This is a genomic window from Herbidospora mongoliensis, from assembly GCF_001570545.1.
Taxonomy (GTDB): Bacteria; Actinomycetota; Actinomycetes; order Streptosporangiales; family Streptosporangiaceae; genus Herbidospora; species Herbidospora mongoliensis.
This window is the reverse complement of record NZ_BBXD01000016.1, coordinates 264,663-282,746: the sequence shown is the minus strand read 5'-3', so window position 1 is coordinate 282,746 and position 18,084 is coordinate 264,663. Positions and strand designations below refer to the sequence as shown.

Sequence of the window (18,084 nt, the reverse complement as noted above, 5' to 3'; positions counted from 1 at the left end):
CACAAGCAATTAATGCATTTGCATGTGGTTGACACCGGTGCTATGGTGCGGCGAAGGAAAATCAGGAGTGGAAGATGACCGACACCGAGGTGGTCTCGACCTGGCGTGAGCTCTCCGCCAGGCACGCCGCGATCGTGTCCGACCTGGAGCGGGAGCTGCAGGAGCACCACGAACTGGGCGTGAGCGAGTTCGAGGTGCTCGACCGGCTGGTCGAGGGGATCTGCCTGAGCCCCAACGGGAAGTTCCGGGTCCAGGAGCTGGCCGCCGGCGTGAGCCTGAGCCAGAGCGCCCTGTCACGGCTGATCGCCCGCCTGGAGAAGTCCGGGTTCGTGATGCGGTCGATGTGCTCCGACGACCGGCGCGGGGTCTTCGTGAACCTGACCGACGCGGGCCGTATCCGCCACTCCGAGGCGCTGCCCACGCAGCGGCGGGTGCTCCGGGCCCACCTTGAGCCGGAGTCAGCGGCCACCACCGGCTGATCCTGCCCCAACGGTCTCGAAGGCACGGTGAATTCGGGCCGCACAAAAGGGAAAATAGATTTCGAAGGCACGTGAAGATGCACGTGCAGCTCAAATTGCCCACCATGGTTAATTTGGTGCATTGCGCGACCGATCGTTGATCGGGCAAAATTCTTTTCGGTTTCGGCGCGCTTCTGAAGGTGCCGGTGGGGAGCCTGACAATCCCTATGGCGGAAAGGAGGCCCGGCCCCGTGCGCGGCTGGATGCCCCTAATTGATGATCGAACGCCGGTGAGCCCCGCAGGACGGTGCCAGCCCGGACCCTTCCAGGACGACTTCGGCAACCCATTACACGGCCTTTACGACGGACAGCGGGCGGAAAACGAGTTCGGCTCCTGGACGCGGATACTGGCCGTCTGGCACGGATACCGGATCTGGGATTTCTCCGGGCCCGCCATGAACGGATTCAGAAGTTCTCTAGTGAGCCCGTGGAACGAGGTCCTTTCCCAGGGACTGCTCAGAGATCCCGCCGATCCCGCGCCTTACGACGGAGCCGGGTGGAGTGAACGCTGGATCGCCGGCGCCCTCCTCACCGGGCGCAAGCCGTTCGGCCGGTTCACGCTCCCCCTCGAAGAAGCCCAGGCCTGGTGCACCCGCGCCCGCAGAGTGGGCCTGGAATATCACCGCGAACGGATCGACGGCAACGCCCTGCACATCACCGCGGGCCGCGAGGAGACGTACGGCGAACTGTTCGAACTGGACGCCCTCGTCGCCTGCTACCGCGATGTCCTGCCCCCCGAAGCCGCTGAGACGGCCGCATGGGCGCTGCTGTCCCATCGCAAGGAATCCCCCGCCAACCACACCTTCGCGGGCGTGGACGCGTTCGCGGAGCTGCCGAGGGCCCTGCGCGGCCTGACGCTCGGCTACCCGCCACTCGCCACGGCCCGCCGGATCCTCCTGGAGACCGGCGGTGACGGCGAGATCGAGTTCCCGGACGTGCCGCTCGACCCCGGACAGCCGGAGACGGCGCCGGAGGACGACGTGCCCTTCTGCGACCACGACCACCCGGTGCCCCGCTTCGACAACCACGACGACCTGGTCAAAGCCTGTGAGCCGCTCACCGACCTGGTGTCCTACTACTGGCAGCTCGACCGGGAGCTGTCGGCGTTCGCGCCGCGCATCACCGGCGTCTACCTCGCCGACTACCCGGAATCCCTGATAGCCGCCTTCGAGGCGCACGAACGCGCCGCGTCCACCGACCGTTACCCCCGCGCCGACGCCGTCTATTCGCACCTGTGCTGCGTGCTGCGGCATCTGGGGCGCGAGCCGGCCGACCTGCTGCGCGGGGTCAGACCGCCATCACGGCGAGCGCCCGGTCCAGGGCCGCGCGACCGCCTTCCACGTCGTCGCACCGGATCCTGAGGTCGGCGACCCGCATCCACATCGCCGAGGCCCGTTCGCGGGAGGTCATCGTCTCCCAGTGCTCGGCGGCGGCCACGAGGGCCTGTTCGGCCTCCCAGGTCTCGCCGAGCCGCAGGTGTGCCTCGGCGATGACCTCTGAGGCGTGAACGAGCAGCAGCGCGGCGGTCTCACCGATCGCTTTGACGACCTCGTTGGCCCGGTCGATCGCCTGGTGCGGATCGCCTCTGACGATGTCGGCACGGGCCAGCGCGAGGGCGCAGAACCCCCGGTCGACGATCCCGGCCCCGGCCTCGACCAGCTCCGCCTGGGCCCGGATGAGCGACGGGAAGAGCTCCTCGACCGCCGCCGGATCGGCGCCCACCAGTTCCCCGGCCACGGTCGCCCGCAGGCGGGCCAGGCCGAGCGGATCGTGGTAACCCGCTTCGTACAGAGATAGGGCCTGCTCAAAAAGGCCCCGAGCGGTTGTCGACAATCCCGACCTCGCCGCGGCGATTCCGTTCTGCCAAGCGACCGAAATACGTCCGCGGGGCTCTCCGAGCTCTATCGCGGCACTCGTCAGCTCGCTCAGCAGCAGATGCAATCGCAGATGCGAACCATGTCCGGCCTCTTCCGGGTGGGAACCGAGGTCGAACTGCTCGCTGTAGGTCCCGACGAGGGCGCAACCGAGTTCGATCACGCTCGAAGTCCAGCCGGCCGCGGCGATCTCACGGTCGAGCGCGCGCTCGCCCACGGCCACGCTGGCCGGAATGTCGCCCGCCTCAAGATGACAGCGGCACAACACGGTCGCCAGCCGGACGCGGTAGTCGACGAACTGCGTCCACTGACCGCTGGAGCGGGCCAGTGTGTCGGAGGGCTCGTCGAGGTGGGAGTCGAGCAGGCGCGTCACCCGGCTGATCACCTGGGGCAGGTCGCCCTCGCGTTCGGCCGCCTGGGCCTGGCCGAGCTCGGCCAGCCGCCACAGGTTCGGGACCATGCCGAGCGACGGCTGCCGGAGCAGCGTGGCGTAGCGGTCCCTGGCCTCGGCGAACCGGCCTTCCGTCAGTGCGGCGCCCGCCTTGGCGGCTTCGGCCCGCAGTCCCGCGATCGTGTGCGGGTCAAGTCCGTCGGTCAACCACAGAGGGGAGCAGTGGAGTCCTCGCGCGATGATCCTGATCATGGCCGCGGTGGGTTCGAGGTCTCCGCTTTCAATCCGTTCGATCGAGTCGGCGTCCAGTTCGGACGTCACTTGGAATGGCAACAACCCTCTCTGCAGGCGAGCGGCTCGAACGCGTTGAGCGATCTTCTCGGGCACTGTGCTCCTCGCCTAACACGGTGCGTATATCGACGCCTAGATCAAGTGCGTCAAACGGAGCATAGACGTGACAGAGCAACTTGACCACCAGCAAACGTGTTCACGGGACTAATCAGTGTTCCTTTCTCAGGCCATACCAATCTTGCCTCGACCGAAAATATGGTTTTGGGCGGAGAATAATCACCCGCCGGGGCGCTGGTCAGGGCACCCCTTCCGGACAGGGAGCATTTATGTCAGATTTCCTGACTCGCTTGACGAGTAGACTGATTGCATAAGTGGTGAATTCGTGTTATTTGGTCGCACGTGGATCATTACACGGTCATTGACGAGAGTTTGACAAGTCGGCCGCATCGAATGCGGGATGTGGACGGGCGCGCCTTCCTCGCATCCCTGCGCACCACCGCCGTGACCCGCGTGGAGGCGGGAGAGCGGGTCGCCCAGGTGAGCCGGAACATGGGCGTGTCCCGGTCGTCGGTCTACGAATGGCTGCGCCAGTCCCGCTCCGAGCCGGAGAAGCTGCAGGCCAGCCCGCTGCAGGGGCGTCCGTCCGCGCTCTCCCCCGACGGCCTGCACGACCTGGCGACCGCGCTGCTGGCCGATCCGGAGTCATCGGGCTTGACAGGAAGGTTGTGGACGCGGGAACTCGTAAACGACCTCGTCGCCCGGGACCACGGCGTCTCATTGACGCTCACCAGCATCGGCCGACTGCTGCGTTCACTCGGTTTATGGCCGCGTCACTCTCTCGTCACGTGGCCGGACGGTTCGGCCCGATTGTGGAAACAGCGTTACGCGTTCATAAAAGAGAAAGCACGGGAACAGGACGCGCTGCTGATGCGCGGGGGGCTGGTGGACATCGGCGCCCCGCTGCCCCGCTCGGCCCACCCGGCCGCCACTTTCGGCTTCCATCTGGCTTACGCGCTGATCCCCGGCGGGCCGCTGCTGTTCCGGGCCTACTCCGGGCCCGCGAGCGCGGCGACGTTCCTCGATTTCGCGGCCGGGCTGGTGGCGGAGACGGGCCGTCCGACCTGCCTCATCACGGCCCAGCACCCCGTCTTCGACCTCGACGAGTCCGCGCGCGGGCTGGCGGCCCTGCCGCTGACCGTCTGGGTGCGCGAGGGCGGCGACGCCTGGGCGCTCCGTCCCGCGCCGGTCCGGGCCACCGCCTCGGCGCCCGATCTGCGCCCGACCGTCCTGCGCGGCCCCTCCGCCGGCCTGTGGACGATGGAGCGGCTGGCCGAACGGCTCGGCGTGGTTTTCGGCCATCCGGTCAGTACCGGCGAAGCCGAAGTCCTCCTCTACGCGCAGAACCTGTGGCCCGAGGGACCGCTACCGCCCGTGTTGCCCACGGGGTCACCCTCTGTAGGCCGCTGGTGCCACGACGTGCTGCCGCTGTTCCAGGCCGAGGCCGGAGCGGGCGCCGTGCGGTTCGTCCAGGAGGTCCCGCTGCCGGGTGGCCGCACGCTCCTGCTGGCCGTCACCCCTGGGGGTGAACGCCGCTTCGCCTGGTACGAGGAGGCCCGCTACCAGGGCCGCATGCGCGCCGCGACCCTGGCCGACTTCACCGCACGGCTCCGCCACGACGTCACCGACCCGCTGTGCCTGCTCGTCACCGACGACTCCGGCTGGCACTCCAGAGAGCTCGACGCCACCGCCACGACCGTCGGCGACGCCTTCTACTGCACCTGGCAGGACGGCTGCGGCGAACGGGTCTGGCGGATCGCGGAACGCGACCCGGTCCAGGCGCTGTGCCGCCGCCACTACCACCGCCGCCGCGAACTCGGCCCCGGCGAGTCGCCCTCGCTCGAGATGGAACACCCGCCGCGCGGCCCCGTGGGGACGGCCGACCGCCAGGTGCGGATCGCCGCCGCCAGGGAACGCGCCCGGCGGCGGCCGGTGTCGGCGGGCGACCGGCTGCGCGACCTCGTCCTGACGGGCCCGCCCGTCCTGCTGACCGTGCGGACGCTCACCGTCCTGCTGGCCCGGACGTACGGACGGCCCGTGGACGCCGCACAGGCCCTCGCCGCCCTGCGGGAGGGAGGCCTGTGGCCCGAGGACACCCCGGCGGTCGAGCCGGGGCCCTGGGAGGTCGAGACGCTGCCGCGCTACCTGGCGCACGCGGGGGCGGGCGCCGCCGTCCGCTTCGTCGCCGAGGCGCGGCTGGACGGCGACCTCAGCCTCCTGGTCGCCCTCGACCGCACGGGTGAGACCCGGTTCGCCTGGTACCCGCAGGCCCGCTATCGCGGCCGGGTCCGCGCGGCCACCCTCGTCTCCTTCGCCGAACTGCTGCTCGACGAGGCGAACGGGCCTCTGTGCCTGGTCGCCTCGGACGAGGCCGGATGGAAGTCCAAGGAGCTGGCCGCCGCCCTGGCCCGGCGGCCCATCCTGGTCGTCGCGCACGGGGTGCCCTACCTGTGCGTCTGGCCTGCCGGGTGCGGCAACCGCGCCGTCATGGGCGACCAGTGCCGCACCCACGCCCGCCGGTCGCGCCGCATGGCCGTCCACAGAGAACGGTCCGGCCCTCTCCTGGACGTCGTGCGGGCCGCGTCCGCCGATCTCGCCGTGGCCCGTGAGGCCGGCGAGAAGGCCCGGGAGGCCCTGCGGGCGGCGCTGACCGCCCTGCACGCCGCCGGGGCCGCGGACGCCGCTCTGGTCGCCGCCTGGACCGGCCTACCGGAAGGCGAGATCCCCTTCGTCTCCGAGCCGATCGACCGGGAGCACGTGGAGTCGCTGCGCGCGTGCGTCCGCGCCGGGGTGACCGGTCTGGCCACCCTGATGCGGGTCAGTTCGCTGCCCGAGAACCGGGTGCGGGCCGTCCGGCGGGAGGTGCGCGTGCGGGCGCGGACCCAGGAGGCCGCGTTCCTGACGCGGATCGCCGATCTGGCCGCCGCCGTCCGCGATCGGCAGGACGAGCACGGGGACGCCGTCCGCCGCGCCTGGCGCGACGGGCACCGCACGGTGACGGCGATGTGCGAGGTGGCGCGGATCAGCCCGTACGCGCTGGCCCGGATCCTGGAGGGGCTCGGCGCCGACCTGCTGCTGCGGGCGCCTCAGCGCCCCGGAGAAGGAGTGCTCGCCGAGGTGGCGCGCGCCGCCCTTCTGCTGGGCGAGGCGCGCACGGCCCGCGACGACGAGGTCCGCGCGGCGCTGGCCGCCGGGATCAACGTCGTCGGGCTGCTCGCGGCGGCCGGGGACCTCACCCAGGCCCGGGTGAGGGCGCTGCGGCCGGCACCGACCCGTGAGACGACCCTCGCGGCCCTGGCGGCGAGCCGGGCCGAACTGGACCAGCGGACGGCGGGCCTGGCGCGGGCCTGCCGTCCGTTGCTGGACGAGGTCGCGCGGGCCCGGCGGGCGGTCGCCGAGGCGGCCCGCCTGGAGGCGCGGGCCGCCGACACCCGCGACCTGGCCGTATGCACGGCCTGGGCGGGCGGAGTCGGCGACCCGGTCGTGCTCGCGGTCTGCGCGGACACCGACTCCCGCACGATCACGGCGTTGGTCGGCGCGGAAGCGGCAGGGGGCGCTCCGGGTGCTTTCGCGCGTACCAGGACATCAGCAGCTTCTCCACCGCGACCAGGTGGAAGTTGAGCTGGTCGAACAGCTCGTGGACGTCGTCGTCGTCGGCCGACAGCCGGAAGGAGTCGACCAGGGTGGTGATGGAGTCGGGGTCGGCGTAGGGGCGGCGGCCGGCGCGTTCGTCCTCGAACGAGCCGAAGATGGAGTGCGTCATGGTTACTCCCCCTGGTTGATCTTCTAGGCGGCGAACATGCCGGTCTGTGAGATGAGCCGGAGCAGGGCCAGGTCGTCGACGTCCATGTCCGGCGCGTACGCGTCGAACAGCTCGCCCGCGCGCCGCCGGTTGACCTCGCGGGTGTGCCGGGCCGTCCAGCCGACCGGCGGGCGCACCAGCAGCGACCACAGCGGGAGCAGCCGGGCGCCGCGCCGGAGCTTGTCGGTGAACCCGCCGACGCCGAAGTCGACCTCCTGGAGGTGCCGGGCCAGGCACATCCGGACCGGGGCGTGCGACTGCAGGACCGGCTGCTCGGCGAAGTGCCCGGTGCGCCGGGGGTCGACCGTGATGCGGTGGGCGACCAGGCCGTCGCCGTGCTGGAACACCAGCCGGTAGCCGATCGGGGCGCCGTTGTGGGTGCAGAGGATCACGTGGGCCGACCCGGCGAGCGGCGAGGCGAGATAGCGGCGCAGCTCCCGTTCGGCGGAGGTGGCCTCCTTGGGCGTCGGGTGCAGGCGGGCCAGGTCGGGCAGCAGGGCCGCCGTGAGCGGCACCACCTTGATCACCCGTGCGCCGTCGCCGAACACGCGCTCCTCGCGCTGGGCCAGCGTCCGCCGTGAGCGCGGCAGCGCCGCCAGGTGCTCCTCGAACGTGGAACCCTGCATCCGCATGGTGGTCCGCGCGTGGGTCAGGATGAGGGGCGCGCGCGGGAAGTAGCGGGTCAGCCGGCCCGCCGTGGGGCCGTCGAGATAGAGGATGGCGGCCGTGCCGTCGTCGGGGATCGCATACTCCACGGCCCGCGCCCACAGGTGCTCGTCGTCCGGGTGGCAGACGGGGACGGTGCGATACCCGGCCGACGACGCCCCGATCAGCGTGACCCGCCCCCACGCCTCCGCGGTGCGCAACCGGCCGCCGCGCAGCATCGAGCCGAACAGGCGGGACGGGTCGAGCATGGGACGGGTGGGCGCCCGGTCGTAGTGGCCGACGGGCACCACGGTGCGCAGCGACGGCCGTCCGGCGCCGCCCACCCAGCCGAGGACCACGCCGTGCCAGGCCGCCGCGTCCGGATCGGCGTGCGTCTGGTGCCAGGCCCGGCCGTTGAAGAGCCCCGCTGCGGTACGGGGGACCAGTTCGTCCCACCGGGCCGGAGCCGAGCGGAGGGGGGCCATGCTGAGGCGAACCTCGTCGGCTCCCGGGCGCCGGGCCGGCTCCCTGGCGTCCTCGTAGAAGGAGACGGCCGCCGACCTCACTGGACGGCCTTCGCCATGCTCGGCGGCATGACCGGCCGTGCGGGTTCCGGCGCGGCCTCCAGCACCGGCTGGGGCGCCGGGGCCTCGATCGGCTGCGGGGCCGGCTGCGGCAACGGCTGTGCCACCGGTTCCGGCTCCCGGATCCGCTGGAACGACGGGGGCAGGAAGGGCCACTCGGCCGGGATGTACAGGTGCTCGGCGCGCAGGTGGGCGGCCCGGAGCTGGGCGGCGCGCAGGGCGCACTCGCGGGGGGTGCGCCCGGTGACGACGGCCCGGCCGCCGGGTTCGTAGCGTTCGATCCAGCCCACGTACGACAGGTCCTCGTCGAGGTCGTCGAGGCGGGGCGCGCGGATGTCGACGGGCGTCACGAGCGCGGCGCGGCGCTGACGGTGCCGGGTCTGCTCCGGCTCCCGGCCGCAGCTGATCGCCGCCGCGGCCGCCGGGAGGTTCACCCCGGTGACCAGCTCGACGACGTGGCTCAGCAGCGCGCCGGGCGGTCCGGACCGCAGGCCCGTCACGATGGTCGCGTCGTCGGAGAGCAGCAGGTCGACGCCCACGTGCCCGTCGCGCACGCCCACGGCCGCCACCGCGGTCGCGATCACCGCCGCCACGGCGTCGTCGTCGTGCAGCGGGTCGGCCGCGTCGACGATGTCGTATTCACCGAAGTGCCGGATGACCGCCACCCCGATCGGCGCGCCCGAACGGACCCAGCACTCGACCGTGACCGGTGCACCCACCGGCACCTCCTCTACCAAGACGGCCCCGCTGTCGCCGTTGGCGGCCTGGGCCCCGGCGAAGCCAGCCGGGATGCCGGCCAGATCGTCCACCCGGCGGCGGGACAGGTTGCCCGCGGGCGTCCGGGCGACGAACAGGACCGGGCAGCCGATGAGCTGGGCGGCCCGGTTCGCCTCCTCCGGTGAGACCGCGAGGATCGACCTGGGGGTGCGCATGCCCGCCGCCGCGAGCAGGACCTGGGTGCTGAGGGGGTCGGCGCTGCCGATGGCGGCCGTCTCCCCGAAGGAGGGCAGCCCCAGCTTCAGGGCTGCCGCCGCCGCGACCTCCTGGTAGCGCGGCTCCCAGCAGATGACGCCGTCGACGGGGCGGGAGAACCCCTCGACGGCGGCCGCGATCGCGGCGGACGTCATGGACGGCACGCGCAGGACGTCGAGGTGACCGGGCCGGCCGGCGGGGGCGTCGCCGGTGTCGACCAGCACCACGTCGAAGCCGCCCTCACGGACCTGGGCGAGCAGCGCGCCGGCGTCGCCGGCGCCGGAGCCCACCAGGGCCACGGTGCCGCGGTGGGAGGCGGGGATCCGCACGGCGGTGCGGTGGGGCCAGGGCACCCGGCGCTCGAGGACCCGGCGGTTCGCGACCAGATGACGCCGGGACATGGCCACCCGAGGGAGCGGCAGGCCGCCCCTTTCGCCATTCATAACGAACAGGTATTGCACGTTCACTTGACTTCCACCTTTACGGAGGAGGGTTCGCGCAGGCTTGCTGCGAATGATGTTGGAAGTATTTACAGGCCAATGTCAAGGAGAATTGTGGCGGAGGGGGAAATGCATATCTGCCGTGAGCTTTGGACCCGACAAACAGCTACATACCAGGACGATTCGGACTCAAGTATCTTGCGTCACTCGCATTTCTGTAAAGGAATTTGACAAGAAGTCTTACAGCAGGACCGATACCTTCACCAGCACTGACTACGTGCAGAAACCGTGCGCCGGACTCGTGACCGAAAAGGGGCCCTCTTGCAGAAATGCAGAAAGTAATTAAGATCTCAACTTGTGTCAGACTCTTTGTCAGAGCGCGAAGGGAGGGTCATATGAGCATCCCGGCCGATGCTGTGACCCGAATGGTCCTCGCCAACGACGGATCGACCACGCAATTACTTTCGGCTTTACTCGGCATCCCACTGCGTGTCCGTGTGCTCGATCAGCGGGGGCTTCCGTCCTCGCAAGTACGACCCCGAGCGGCGGTCAAGGCTTTGGTGCCCGGTGAGGCCGACGAACCGTTGGTCGTCAGGAAATCGCAACTCGTCCGCCCGGACGGCAAGGCCATCTCGATCAACACGGTGATCATGACGTCGAGTCATCTGGTCGCCCGCAGCATCGTCGACGGAGGGGGCACCCCCCTCGGCCGCGTGCTGCAGGGGGCCGTCGAACAGCGCCGCGTGATCACCGAGACCGGCTGCCGGATGAGCGAATGGGGCGGTGTGGGCCGGCCCAGCGTCTACCGCTCGTATCTCGTCTTCGCTGGAGGCAGGCCATTCCTCCACGTCGAAGAACAGTTCCACCCCGCGATCGTGACCCCCATCCGGGACCTGCCCCTCCTGGAGGAGGACCCCCGGCCGCGGCCCACGAAGGCACGTGCAGCGCACTCCCGCCAAGGACCCGAGATGCACACGTACATCGGCAACCCCCGAATCTCCCTCCCCCAACCCCCCGTACCCGCGCGCAAGCCGGCCGAATGAGCGTCCTCACGCAGCGGCGTGGGGACGACGGCCTGCCGCCGCTGCTGACAGATCCACCCCGCCGCCAGCAAGGGCGCGGACGGCCGACGGTCACCTCGCACAAACGCAGGACCAGCTATATGCCCGTCATCGTGTGCGCCGGCATCATGGGCATCACCATGGCCGACACGCTCGGCGCGACTCTCGGCGTGCCGCAGCTCGCCAAGAGCGGATTCGGGCCCTCCTCGCCGATCGACACCCAGTGGCTGCTGACCGCCTTCGCCCTCCCGTACGCGGCGCTGCTGCCCGTCGGGGGGCGGCTCGCCGACGTGTTCGGCCCGCGGCGGCTCCTCACCGTCGGGCTGTCCCTGTTCTCGCTCGCGGCGTTCTGCACGGTCGCCACCCCCATGTGGAGCCTGCTGCTCGTCGCCCGCGCCGCGCAGGGGCTGGGCGCCGCACTGATGGTGCCCGCGTCGCTGGCGATGCTGCTCGCGACGGTGCCCGCCAGCCGCAGGGCCGCCGCCATCGGCATATGGAGCGCTTCGACAGGCGTCGCCGGTACGGCCATGTACGCCCTCGGCGGCTGGTTCAGCCAGAACATGGAGATCGGCTGGCGCGTCCTGTTCGTGCCCAGCGCGTTCATCACCCTGCTCCTGCTGACGCTGTCGATGACGCTCCCCCGGCCGCCCCATACCCGGGGCGTCGTCCCCGACATCATCGGCTGCCTCCTGCTGGGCGCCGCGCTCGTGATGCTGACGTGGGCGGTCGTCCAGTCCCCCCGCCGAGGCTTCGACCCCTACGTCATCGGCGCGGTGTCCGGGGGGACACTCATGCTGCTGGCGACGCTGGCCCGCTCGGCCCACCACAAGGCCCCCGCCATCGACCTCGGTCTGTGGCGCAACGGCCGCTTCGCCCTGGCCGGAGCCCTCTCGGCCCTGTACGGCCTGGTCTCACTCCCCCTGCTGGTGATCATGCCGCTGTTCCTCGGCGACGTGTGGCTCCAGTCGCCGGAGCTGATCGGCGCCGCCATCGCCCCCAACGCCGCCGGTGTCCTCATCGGCAGCATCATCGCCGGCAGCCTGATCAAACGCCGCGGCCCACGCACCGTCATCTACCTGGGCGCGGTCATCATCGCCGGAAGTTGCATCGGACTCCTCCACCTGGTCATCGGCACCGGCCAGGACCTGGACATCCTCCAGGCCTGGCTGCCGCTGAACGCCGCACTGGGCTTCGGCTTCGGCCTGCTCAACGCCGGTTCCTCGGCCGCCGCCGCCCTGACGGCAGGCCCGGAACGCTACGCCACGGCGGTCGGCGCGACCATGTCCGTCCGCCAGATAGGCGGCACGATCGGCGTCGCCGTCACAGTGGTCCTGCTGGAGCGCCCCCTGGTGGAGGCGCCGATGCCGGGCTACACGAGCGTCGTCCTCGGGTCGCTGGCGGTCGCGGTCTTCGCCGGCGGCCTGGGCCTGTTCTTCGGCGCCATGAAGTCCCGAGGAGTCAAGACCCGCGTCCCCTCCCGCTCCGCCCAGCCTCCGGCCACCCGCCTGCCCCAGCCTCAGCCTCAGCCTCGCCAGGATCGTCCGGTCCATCCGGTCGCCCGTCCCGCCGTCCACCCGTCGATCCCGCTGCCGCGCCGCGCCGTCCCCATGTCGACGCCCATGTCGGCACCGGTCGGCGACCCGGTGGCGGCGGAGATGCTGCGCACACTCAAAGAGACGACCAGCCGCATCAACCTCATCGCCGACGTCCTGCTGGACCAGCAACGACCGAATCGGTGAACCCCCGGAAACCAGCCTGCCCGGTGACCTGCTGCTCAGGTCACCGGGCAGGCTTCTGCCTGGGCTCAGGCGGTGACGCGCTCCACGACCAGGGGGAGCAGGCCCGGGTCGGTGTTCTCGGTGACCTCGTAGGCGCCGTCGAGCGATGCGAGGGCCCGTTCGAAGCGGCCCGTCTCGTCGGCGTGCAGGGTCATCAGCGGCTGGCCCTGACGGACGATGTCGCCCGGCTTGGCATGCAGCACGATGCCCGCTCCGAACGACACCGGGTCCTCCTTGCGGGCGCGGCCGGCGCCCAGGCGCCAGGCGGCCACGCCGACGCCCAGGGCGTCGAGCTTGGTCAGGATGCCCGAGGCGGGGGCGGTGATCTCCATCGTCTCGGCCGCGCGGGGCAGCAGGGCGTCGGGGTCGCCGCCCTGGGCGGAGATCATCCTGCGCCAGGCGTCCATCGCGGAGCCGTCTTTCAGCGCCTGTTCGGGGTCCTTGCCGGAGACGCCCGCCGCTTCGAGCATCTCGCGGGCCAGGGTCAACGTCAGTTCGACCACGTCGGCGGGGCCGCCGCCGGCCAGGACCTCGACCGACTCCTCGACTTCGAGGGCGTTGCCGATCTTCAGGCCGAGCGGGCGGTCCATGGCCGTGAGCAGGGCCACGGTCCGCACGCCTGCGTCGGTGCCGAGTTCGACCATCGTGCGGGCCAGCTCGCGGGCGTCGGCGACGGTCTTCATGAACGCGCCGGAGCCGACCTTCACGTCCAGGACCAGCGAGCCGGTCCCTTCGGCGATCTTCTTGGACATGATCGAGGAGGCGATCAGCGGGATCGACTCGACGGTGCCGGTCACGTCGCGCAGGGCGTACAGCTTCTTGTCGGCGGGGGCGAGGCCGGTGCCGGCCGCGCACACGACCGCGCCCGCCGCCCGGATGACGGCGAGCATCTCGTCGTTGGAGAGCGACGCCCGCCAGCCCGGGATGGACTCCAGCTTGTCGAGCGTGCCGCCGGTGTGTCCGAGGCCCCGGCCGGAGAGCTGCGGGACGTAGGCCCCGCAGGCCGCGACGAGGGGGGCCAGCGGCAGGGTGATCTTGTCGCCGACGCCGCCGGTCGAGTGTTTGTCGGCGGTCGGGCGGTCCAGCATCGACCAGTCCATCCGCTCGCCCGACTTGATCATCGCGGCGGTCCAGTCGGCGATCTCCCGGCGGTTCATGCCGTTCAGGAGGATCGCCATCGCCAGGGACGACATCTGCTCGTCGGCAATCAATCCGGACGTATAGGCCTCGATCGTCCAGTCGATTTGGTCGACCGAAAGCTCGCCCTTGTTACGCTTGGTGACGATGATGTCGATCGCGTCGAATGCCATTCATTTCCCCGAAAGATCGTCAGGCCCGAAGGCGAACGGCAGGAACTTCGCCATCGGCCAGGGGCCCTCCGGCGTCTCCACCAGCAGTTCCGGGCCCCCGTGCTCGAACAGCAGCTGACGGCACCGGCCACACGGCATCAGCAGCTCCTCATGGCCGTCGACGCAGGTGAAGGCCACCAGGCGACCGCCGCCCGAGGCGTGCAGCGCCGACACCAGGCCGCACTCGGCGCACAGGCCGATGCCGTACGACGCGTTCTCGACGTTGCAGCCGGTCACGATCCTGCCGTCGTCCACCAGCGCCGCCGCGCCCACGGGGAAGTGGCTGTACGGCGCGTACGCGAGCCGCATCGCCTCCCCCGCCGCGGTGCGCAGCGCGTTCCAGTCAACAGATGTCATTTCGCCTGTCCCCTCCGATACGGCAGACCGTCGGCGGCCGGCATCCGCAGCCGCTGGGACGCCAGCGACAGCACCAGCAGCGTCGTCAGGTGCGGCGTGAACGACGTGAACTGCTCGGGGATCGTGTCGGTGAGCGCGAACACCACGAGGATCGCGATGGCCGCGACACCGGTCAGCAGGGCGGCTCTCTGCCGCTGCTGCTTCACGAACTGCCAGATCGCCACCGCGACCAGCAGCAACGCCACGACCAGCAGCAGCGCGTGCACGGAGGTGCCGCCCTGCCGGAGCTGGAGCGCGTCGGTGTAGCCGAACAGGCCCGCGCCGGCCGCCAGGCCGCCCGGACGCCAGTTGCCGAAGATGACCGTCGCCAGGCCGATGAACCCGCGTCCACCGGTCTGCCCCTCACGGTAGGTGCCCGCCGCCACGATCGCCAGGAACGCCCCACCGATGCCGGCGAAGGCGCCGGAGGCCAGGACCGCGACGTACTTGTAGAAGTAGACGTTGACGCCGAGCGACTCTGCCGCGACCGGGCTCTCGCCGACCGACCGCAGGCGCAGGCCGAAAGCCGTGCGCCAGAGCAGCCAGAAGCTCAGCGGGACGAGCAGCACACCCAGGATCGTGAACAGCGACACGTTCTGGGTCAGGCCGCGCAGCACGCCGGCCAGGTCGGAGATGAAGAACCAGTGCTGGGACTCCAGGTCCTGCAACGGGCCCCCGATGCCGGGGATGCCGACCGTCTGCATCGCGGGGACACGCGGCGACTGCGTGTCGCCACCGCCCGACATCTCGGCGAAGACCAGCGTCGAGAGGTACTTGGTGATGCCCAGGCCCAGGATGTTCAGCGCGACGCCCGAGACCACGTGGTCGACGCCGAAGGTGACGGTCGCGACGGCGTGCAGCAGCCCGCCGAGCACACCGCCCACCGCGCCCGCCAGCACGCCTGCCCAGGCGTTGCCGGTCACGATGGCGCCCCAGGCGCCGAACCAGGTCCCGAGGATCATGATGCCCTCGAGGCCGATGTTGACCACACCGGCCCGCTCCGACCACAGGCCGCCGAGGCCCGCGAGCCCGATGGGGATGGCCGCCATCAGGGCCGCGCCGATCGCGCCGCCGGAGGTGATGTCGTTGGCGCCGGTGAGCACCCGGGCGACCGAGAGCAGGAACAGCAGCGCGAGCAGGCCCAGCAGCAGGATCTGCCAGGTCAGCCGGAACTTCCGCGCCGGAGGCGCGGGGGCGGGGGCGGCCGCCGTCGTGGTGGTGGTGGTCACGCCGCCGCTCCTTCCTTATGCGTGGTGGACGCGGCGCCGGCCAGTTGCCGGCTGACCCGCTTCTGCTCGGCGACGACGCTGTAGCGGTGCGCGAGTTCGTACGCGATGACCACCGAGAGCACGATCACGCCCTGCATGATCGTGACGATCTCCGGTGAGATCTTGTGGAGGTCGAGGATGTTGGACGAGACGTCCAGGAAGCCCCAGAGCAGCGCGCCGAACGCGATGCCGATGGGGTTGTTGCGGCCCAGCAGCGCGATGGCGATGCCGGTGAAGCCGAGACCGGCCTGGAAGTTCAGGTTGTAGGTGTGCGACTCACCGAGCAACTGGGGCATGCCGATCAGGCCGGCCGTGGCGCCCGAGATCAGCATGGCGTACACGACCATGCGTTTGACGTTGACCCCGCTGGCCACCGCGGCCTGTTCGGAACGGCCGGTGGCGCGCAGGTCGAACCCGAAGCGGGTCTTGTTGAGCAGCACGTGGAAGCCGATGCCGACGGCGACGGCCAGGAAGATCAGGCCGAACACCTTCGTCTGCGTGCCGGGGATCAGCGCGAGGCCGGACACCTGGCCGGAGGGCTCGATCGGCTTGGTGCCGATGTCGTTGGCGCTGAGCTGGACGCCCCAATGCTCCAGCAGCAGGTAGGCGCCGATGCCGGTGGCGATCGTGTTCAGCATGATGGTCGAGATGACCTCGCTGACGCCCCGCGTCGCCTTGAGCACACCCGCGATGCCCGCCCATGCCGCGCCGACCAGCATCGCGACCAGGATGATCAGGATCGGGTGGAACGGCGCGGGCAGTGTGACCGCCCCGCCGACCGCCGCCGCGACCAGGCCCGCGAGCCGATATTGACCGTCGACGCCGATGTTGAACAGGTTCATCCGGAACCCGACGGCCACCGCGATCGCCGACAGGTAGTAAGTCGTCGCGTTGTTGATGATCAGCACGAGCGAGCGCGGCTGCGAGCCGTAGTCGACCAGCGTGATGAAGGTGTCGATCACCGGGTTGCCGGTGAGGGTCAGCACGATCGCGGTGACGAGCGCGGCGAACAGGATCGCCAGGAGGGGCGCGGCCAGCGACACCCATCCGGTCAGCTTCACCCGCCCCAGCAGCCGGTCGGTGAATGACGAGCTCATGCTTCCTCCCCGGCGCCGGTCATCGCGGACCCGAGCTGTTCGGGGGTGACGGCCGCGGGGTCGAACTCGGCGACGATCTCCCCGCGGTGGATGACCTTGAGCCAGTCGGACAGGCCGATCAGCTCGTCGAGGTCGGCCGAGATGAGCAGCACCGCGAGCCCGGCGGCGCGGGCGGTCCGCAGGTGGTCCCAGATGGCCGCCTGGGCGCCGACGTCGACGCCCCGGGTCGGATGGGCGGCGATGAGCAGCTTGGGCTCACCGCTCATCTCGCGGCCCACGATGAGCTTCTGCTGGTTGCCACCGGACAAGGCGGAGGCGAAGACGTCGATGCCGGGGGTGCGCACGTCGTAGTCCTTGACGATGCGCTCGGTGTCGGCGCGGGCGCCCCTGCGGTTGATCCACCAGCCCCGGACGTTGACCTTCTCGGTCATGTGGCCGAGGATCCGGTTCTCCCAGAGGGGGGCCTCCAGAAGCAGGCCGTGGCGGTGCCGGTCTTCGGGGATGTAGCCGATTCCGGCGTCGCGGCGGCGCAGCGTCGTCCACGACGTGATCTCGACCCCGGCCAGGGTGATCGTGCCGGTGGACGAGCGGATGCCCATGATGGCCTCGACCAGTTCGGCCTGGCCGTTGCCCTCGACGCCGGCGATGCCGAGGACCTCGCCCTTGTGGATGGTCAGGGTCACGCCGTCGAGCAGTTTGCGCTCGCCGTCGGCGCCGATGGTCAGATCGTCGACCTGCAGCGCCACCACGTCGGTCACGGTGGACTCGCGGGTCTCCGGGCTGGGCAGCTCGCTGCCGACCATCAGCTCGGCGAGCTGGCGGGCCGTCACGCTCTTGGGCTCGACCTCGGCCACAGTGGTGCCGCGCCGGATGACCGTGATCGCGTCGGCGACCTTCAGCACCTCGTCGAGGTGGTGGGAGATGAAGATGATGGTGATGCCCTCACGGACCAGTCCGTGCAGGTTCTCGAAGAGCTCGTCGACCTCGTGGGGGACCAGGACGGCGGTCGGCTCGTCGAGGATCAGGATGCGGGCGCCGCGGTAGAGGACCTTGAGGATCTCCACCCGCTGCCGGGCGCCGACGCCGATGTCCTCGACCAGGACGTCGGGCTCGATGCCCAGGCCGTACGCGTCGGAGATTTCCTTGATCTTCGTGCGGGCGGCGGCGAAGTCGAGGCCCAGTCCGCCCTTCTTCGGCTCGCTGCCGAGGATCACGTTCTCGAGCACCGTGAGGTTGTCGGCCAGCATGAAGTGCTGGTGCACCATGCCGATTCCGGCCGAGATCGCGTCACCCGGGGTGTGGAAGGTCACCGGCGAACCGTTGACGCGGATCTCGCCCTCGTCGGGGCGTTGCATGCCGTAGAGGATCTTCATGAGGGTCGACTTGCCGGCGCCGTTCTCCCCCACGATGGCGTGGATGTGCCCCTTCTGGACCGTCAGGTGGATGTCGCGGTTGGCGACGACTCCCGGGAACCTCTTGGTGATCCCCTCAAGCTGGACGGCGACCTCGGAGACGGTGGTCTCGGTGCTGATGCTGGCCTCCTGCGTAAGCGTGCCAAGAG

The 18,084-nt window shown here is 70.5% G+C and carries 14 protein-coding genes; 5 read left to right on the top strand and 9 right to left on the bottom strand.

Annotation, left to right across the window (positions count from 1 at the left end):
* Positions 1–74: 74 nt before the first annotated feature.
* On the top strand, positions 75–479 hold the full coding sequence (locus AW272_RS24075; RefSeq protein ID WP_066369295.1) for a MarR family winged helix-turn-helix transcriptional regulator: 405 nt from the start codon (positions 75–77) through the stop codon (positions 477–479).
* Between the two features lie 458 nt (positions 480–937).
* The gene (locus tag AW272_RS24070; RefSeq protein ID WP_066369292.1) at positions 938–1,879 is read left to right on the top strand and encodes a hypothetical protein; all 942 of its coding nucleotides are present in this window, start codon (positions 938–940) and stop codon (positions 1,877–1,879) included.
* Here AW272_RS24070 and AW272_RS24065 read toward each other — a convergent pair.
* Positions 1,806–2,990 carry a tol-pal system YbgF family protein gene (locus AW272_RS24065; RefSeq protein WP_157518734.1) on the bottom strand — a complete coding sequence of 395 codons (1,185 nt, stop codon included), beginning with the start codon at positions 2,988–2,990 and terminating at the stop codon, positions 1,806–1,808. The genes AW272_RS24070 and AW272_RS24065 overlap by 74 nt on opposite strands.
* Before the next feature lie 543 nt (positions 2,991–3,533).
* Between AW272_RS24065 and AW272_RS24060 the strand changes: the two genes are divergently transcribed.
* Positions 3,534–6,752, top strand: coding sequence for a transposase (locus AW272_RS24060; protein ID WP_169807614.1), 3,219 nt, complete (start codon positions 3,534–3,536; stop codon positions 6,750–6,752).
* Here the strand turns inward: AW272_RS24060 and AW272_RS42300 are convergent.
* The 3 genes from AW272_RS42300 to AW272_RS24045 are packed head-to-tail and all read right to left on the bottom strand — an operon-like array spanning position 6,652 to position 9,577.
* Complete coding sequence (locus AW272_RS42300) at positions 6,652–6,894, bottom strand: hypothetical protein (RefSeq protein ID WP_157518733.1); 243 nt, start codon at positions 6,892–6,894, stop codon at positions 6,652–6,654. The two genes, AW272_RS24060 and AW272_RS42300, sit on opposite strands and share 101 nt — an antisense overlap.
* A 23-nt stretch (positions 6,895–6,917) precedes the next feature.
* Positions 6,918–8,144 (bottom strand): GNAT family N-acetyltransferase, encoded by a 1,227-nt coding sequence (locus tag AW272_RS24050; protein ID WP_066369281.1) that lies wholly within the window; start codon positions 8,142–8,144, stop codon positions 6,918–6,920.
* Positions 8,141–9,577 (bottom strand): ATP-grasp domain-containing protein, encoded by a 1,437-nt coding sequence (locus AW272_RS24045; protein WP_157518732.1) that lies wholly within the window; start codon positions 9,575–9,577, stop codon positions 8,141–8,143. The genes AW272_RS24050 and AW272_RS24045 overlap by 4 nt, the downstream gene beginning before the upstream one ends.
* Before the next feature lie 392 nt (positions 9,578–9,969).
* Here AW272_RS24045 and AW272_RS42295 point away from each other — a divergent pair, with 392 nt between their 5' ends.
* Together AW272_RS42295 and AW272_RS24035 are read left to right on the top strand one after the other, a co-directional pair.
* Positions 9,970–10,617: a chorismate pyruvate-lyase family protein gene (locus AW272_RS42295; RefSeq protein WP_169807613.1), complete on the top strand. Its 648-nt coding sequence runs from the start codon at positions 9,970–9,972 to the stop codon at positions 10,615–10,617.
* A complete protein-coding gene (locus tag AW272_RS24035; protein WP_169807612.1) occupies positions 10,614–12,374 on the top strand; it encodes an MFS transporter in 1,761 nt (586 codons plus the stop codon). The genes AW272_RS42295 and AW272_RS24035 overlap by 4 nt, the downstream gene beginning before the upstream one ends.
* Positions 12,375–12,439: 65 nt before the next feature.
* Here AW272_RS24035 and AW272_RS24030 read toward each other — a convergent pair whose 3' ends face one another.
* Genes AW272_RS24030 through AW272_RS24010 form a run of 5 tightly spaced genes read right to left on the bottom strand, consistent with a single transcriptional unit; the run spans position 12,440 to position 18,055 of the window.
* A complete protein-coding gene (locus AW272_RS24030) occupies positions 12,440–13,723 on the bottom strand; it encodes a thymidine phosphorylase (protein WP_066369272.1) in 1,284 nt (427 codons plus the stop codon).
* Complete coding sequence (locus AW272_RS24025) at positions 13,724–14,119, bottom strand: cytidine deaminase (protein ID WP_066369267.1); 396 nt, start codon at positions 14,117–14,119, stop codon at positions 13,724–13,726.
* Positions 14,116–15,387, bottom strand: a complete 1,272-nt coding sequence (locus AW272_RS24020; protein WP_066369265.1) for an ABC transporter permease — start codon at positions 15,385–15,387, stop codon at positions 14,116–14,118. The genes AW272_RS24025 and AW272_RS24020 overlap by 4 nt, the downstream gene beginning before the upstream one ends.
* Positions 15,384–16,523 carry an ABC transporter permease gene (locus tag AW272_RS24015; protein ID WP_066369264.1) on the bottom strand — a complete coding sequence of 380 codons (1,140 nt, stop codon included), beginning with the start codon at positions 16,521–16,523 and terminating at the stop codon, positions 15,384–15,386. The genes AW272_RS24020 and AW272_RS24015 overlap by 4 nt, the downstream gene beginning before the upstream one ends.
* Entirely contained in the window at positions 16,520–18,055 is a 1,536-nt protein-coding gene (locus AW272_RS24010) for an ABC transporter ATP-binding protein (RefSeq protein ID WP_066369565.1), read from the bottom strand. Before AW272_RS24010 ends, AW272_RS24015 begins: the two co-directional genes overlap by 4 nt.
* Positions 18,056–18,084 lie beyond the last annotated feature (29 nt).

Excerpts from the sequence above, each read along its gene's own strand:
- AW272_RS24075 (WP_066369295.1), top strand. The coding sequence starts at position 75 with ATGACCGACACCGAGGTGGTCTCGACCTGGCGTGAGCTCTCCGCCAGG.
- AW272_RS42300 (WP_157518733.1), bottom strand. The coding sequence starts at position 6,894 with ATGACGCACTCCATCTTCGGCTCGTTCGAGGACGAACGCGCCGGCCGC.
- AW272_RS24045 (WP_157518732.1), bottom strand. The coding sequence starts at position 9,577 with ATGAATGGCGAAAGGGGCGGCCTGCCGCTCCCTCGGGTGGCCATGTCC.
- AW272_RS42295 (WP_169807613.1), top strand. The coding sequence starts at position 9,970 with ATGAGCATCCCGGCCGATGCTGTGACCCGAATGGTCCTCGCCAACGAC.
- AW272_RS24035 (WP_169807612.1), top strand. The coding sequence starts at position 10,614 with ATGAGCGTCCTCACGCAGCGGCGTGGGGACGACGGCCTGCCGCCGCTG.
- AW272_RS24030 (WP_066369272.1), bottom strand. The coding sequence starts at position 13,723 with ATGGCATTCGACGCGATCGACATCATCGTCACCAAGCGTAACAAGGGC.
- AW272_RS24025 (WP_066369267.1), bottom strand. The coding sequence starts at position 14,119 with ATGACATCTGTTGACTGGAACGCGCTGCGCACCGCGGCGGGGGAGGCG.
- AW272_RS24015 (WP_066369264.1), bottom strand. The coding sequence starts at position 16,523 with ATGAGCTCGTCATTCACCGACCGGCTGCTGGGGCGGGTGAAGCTGACC.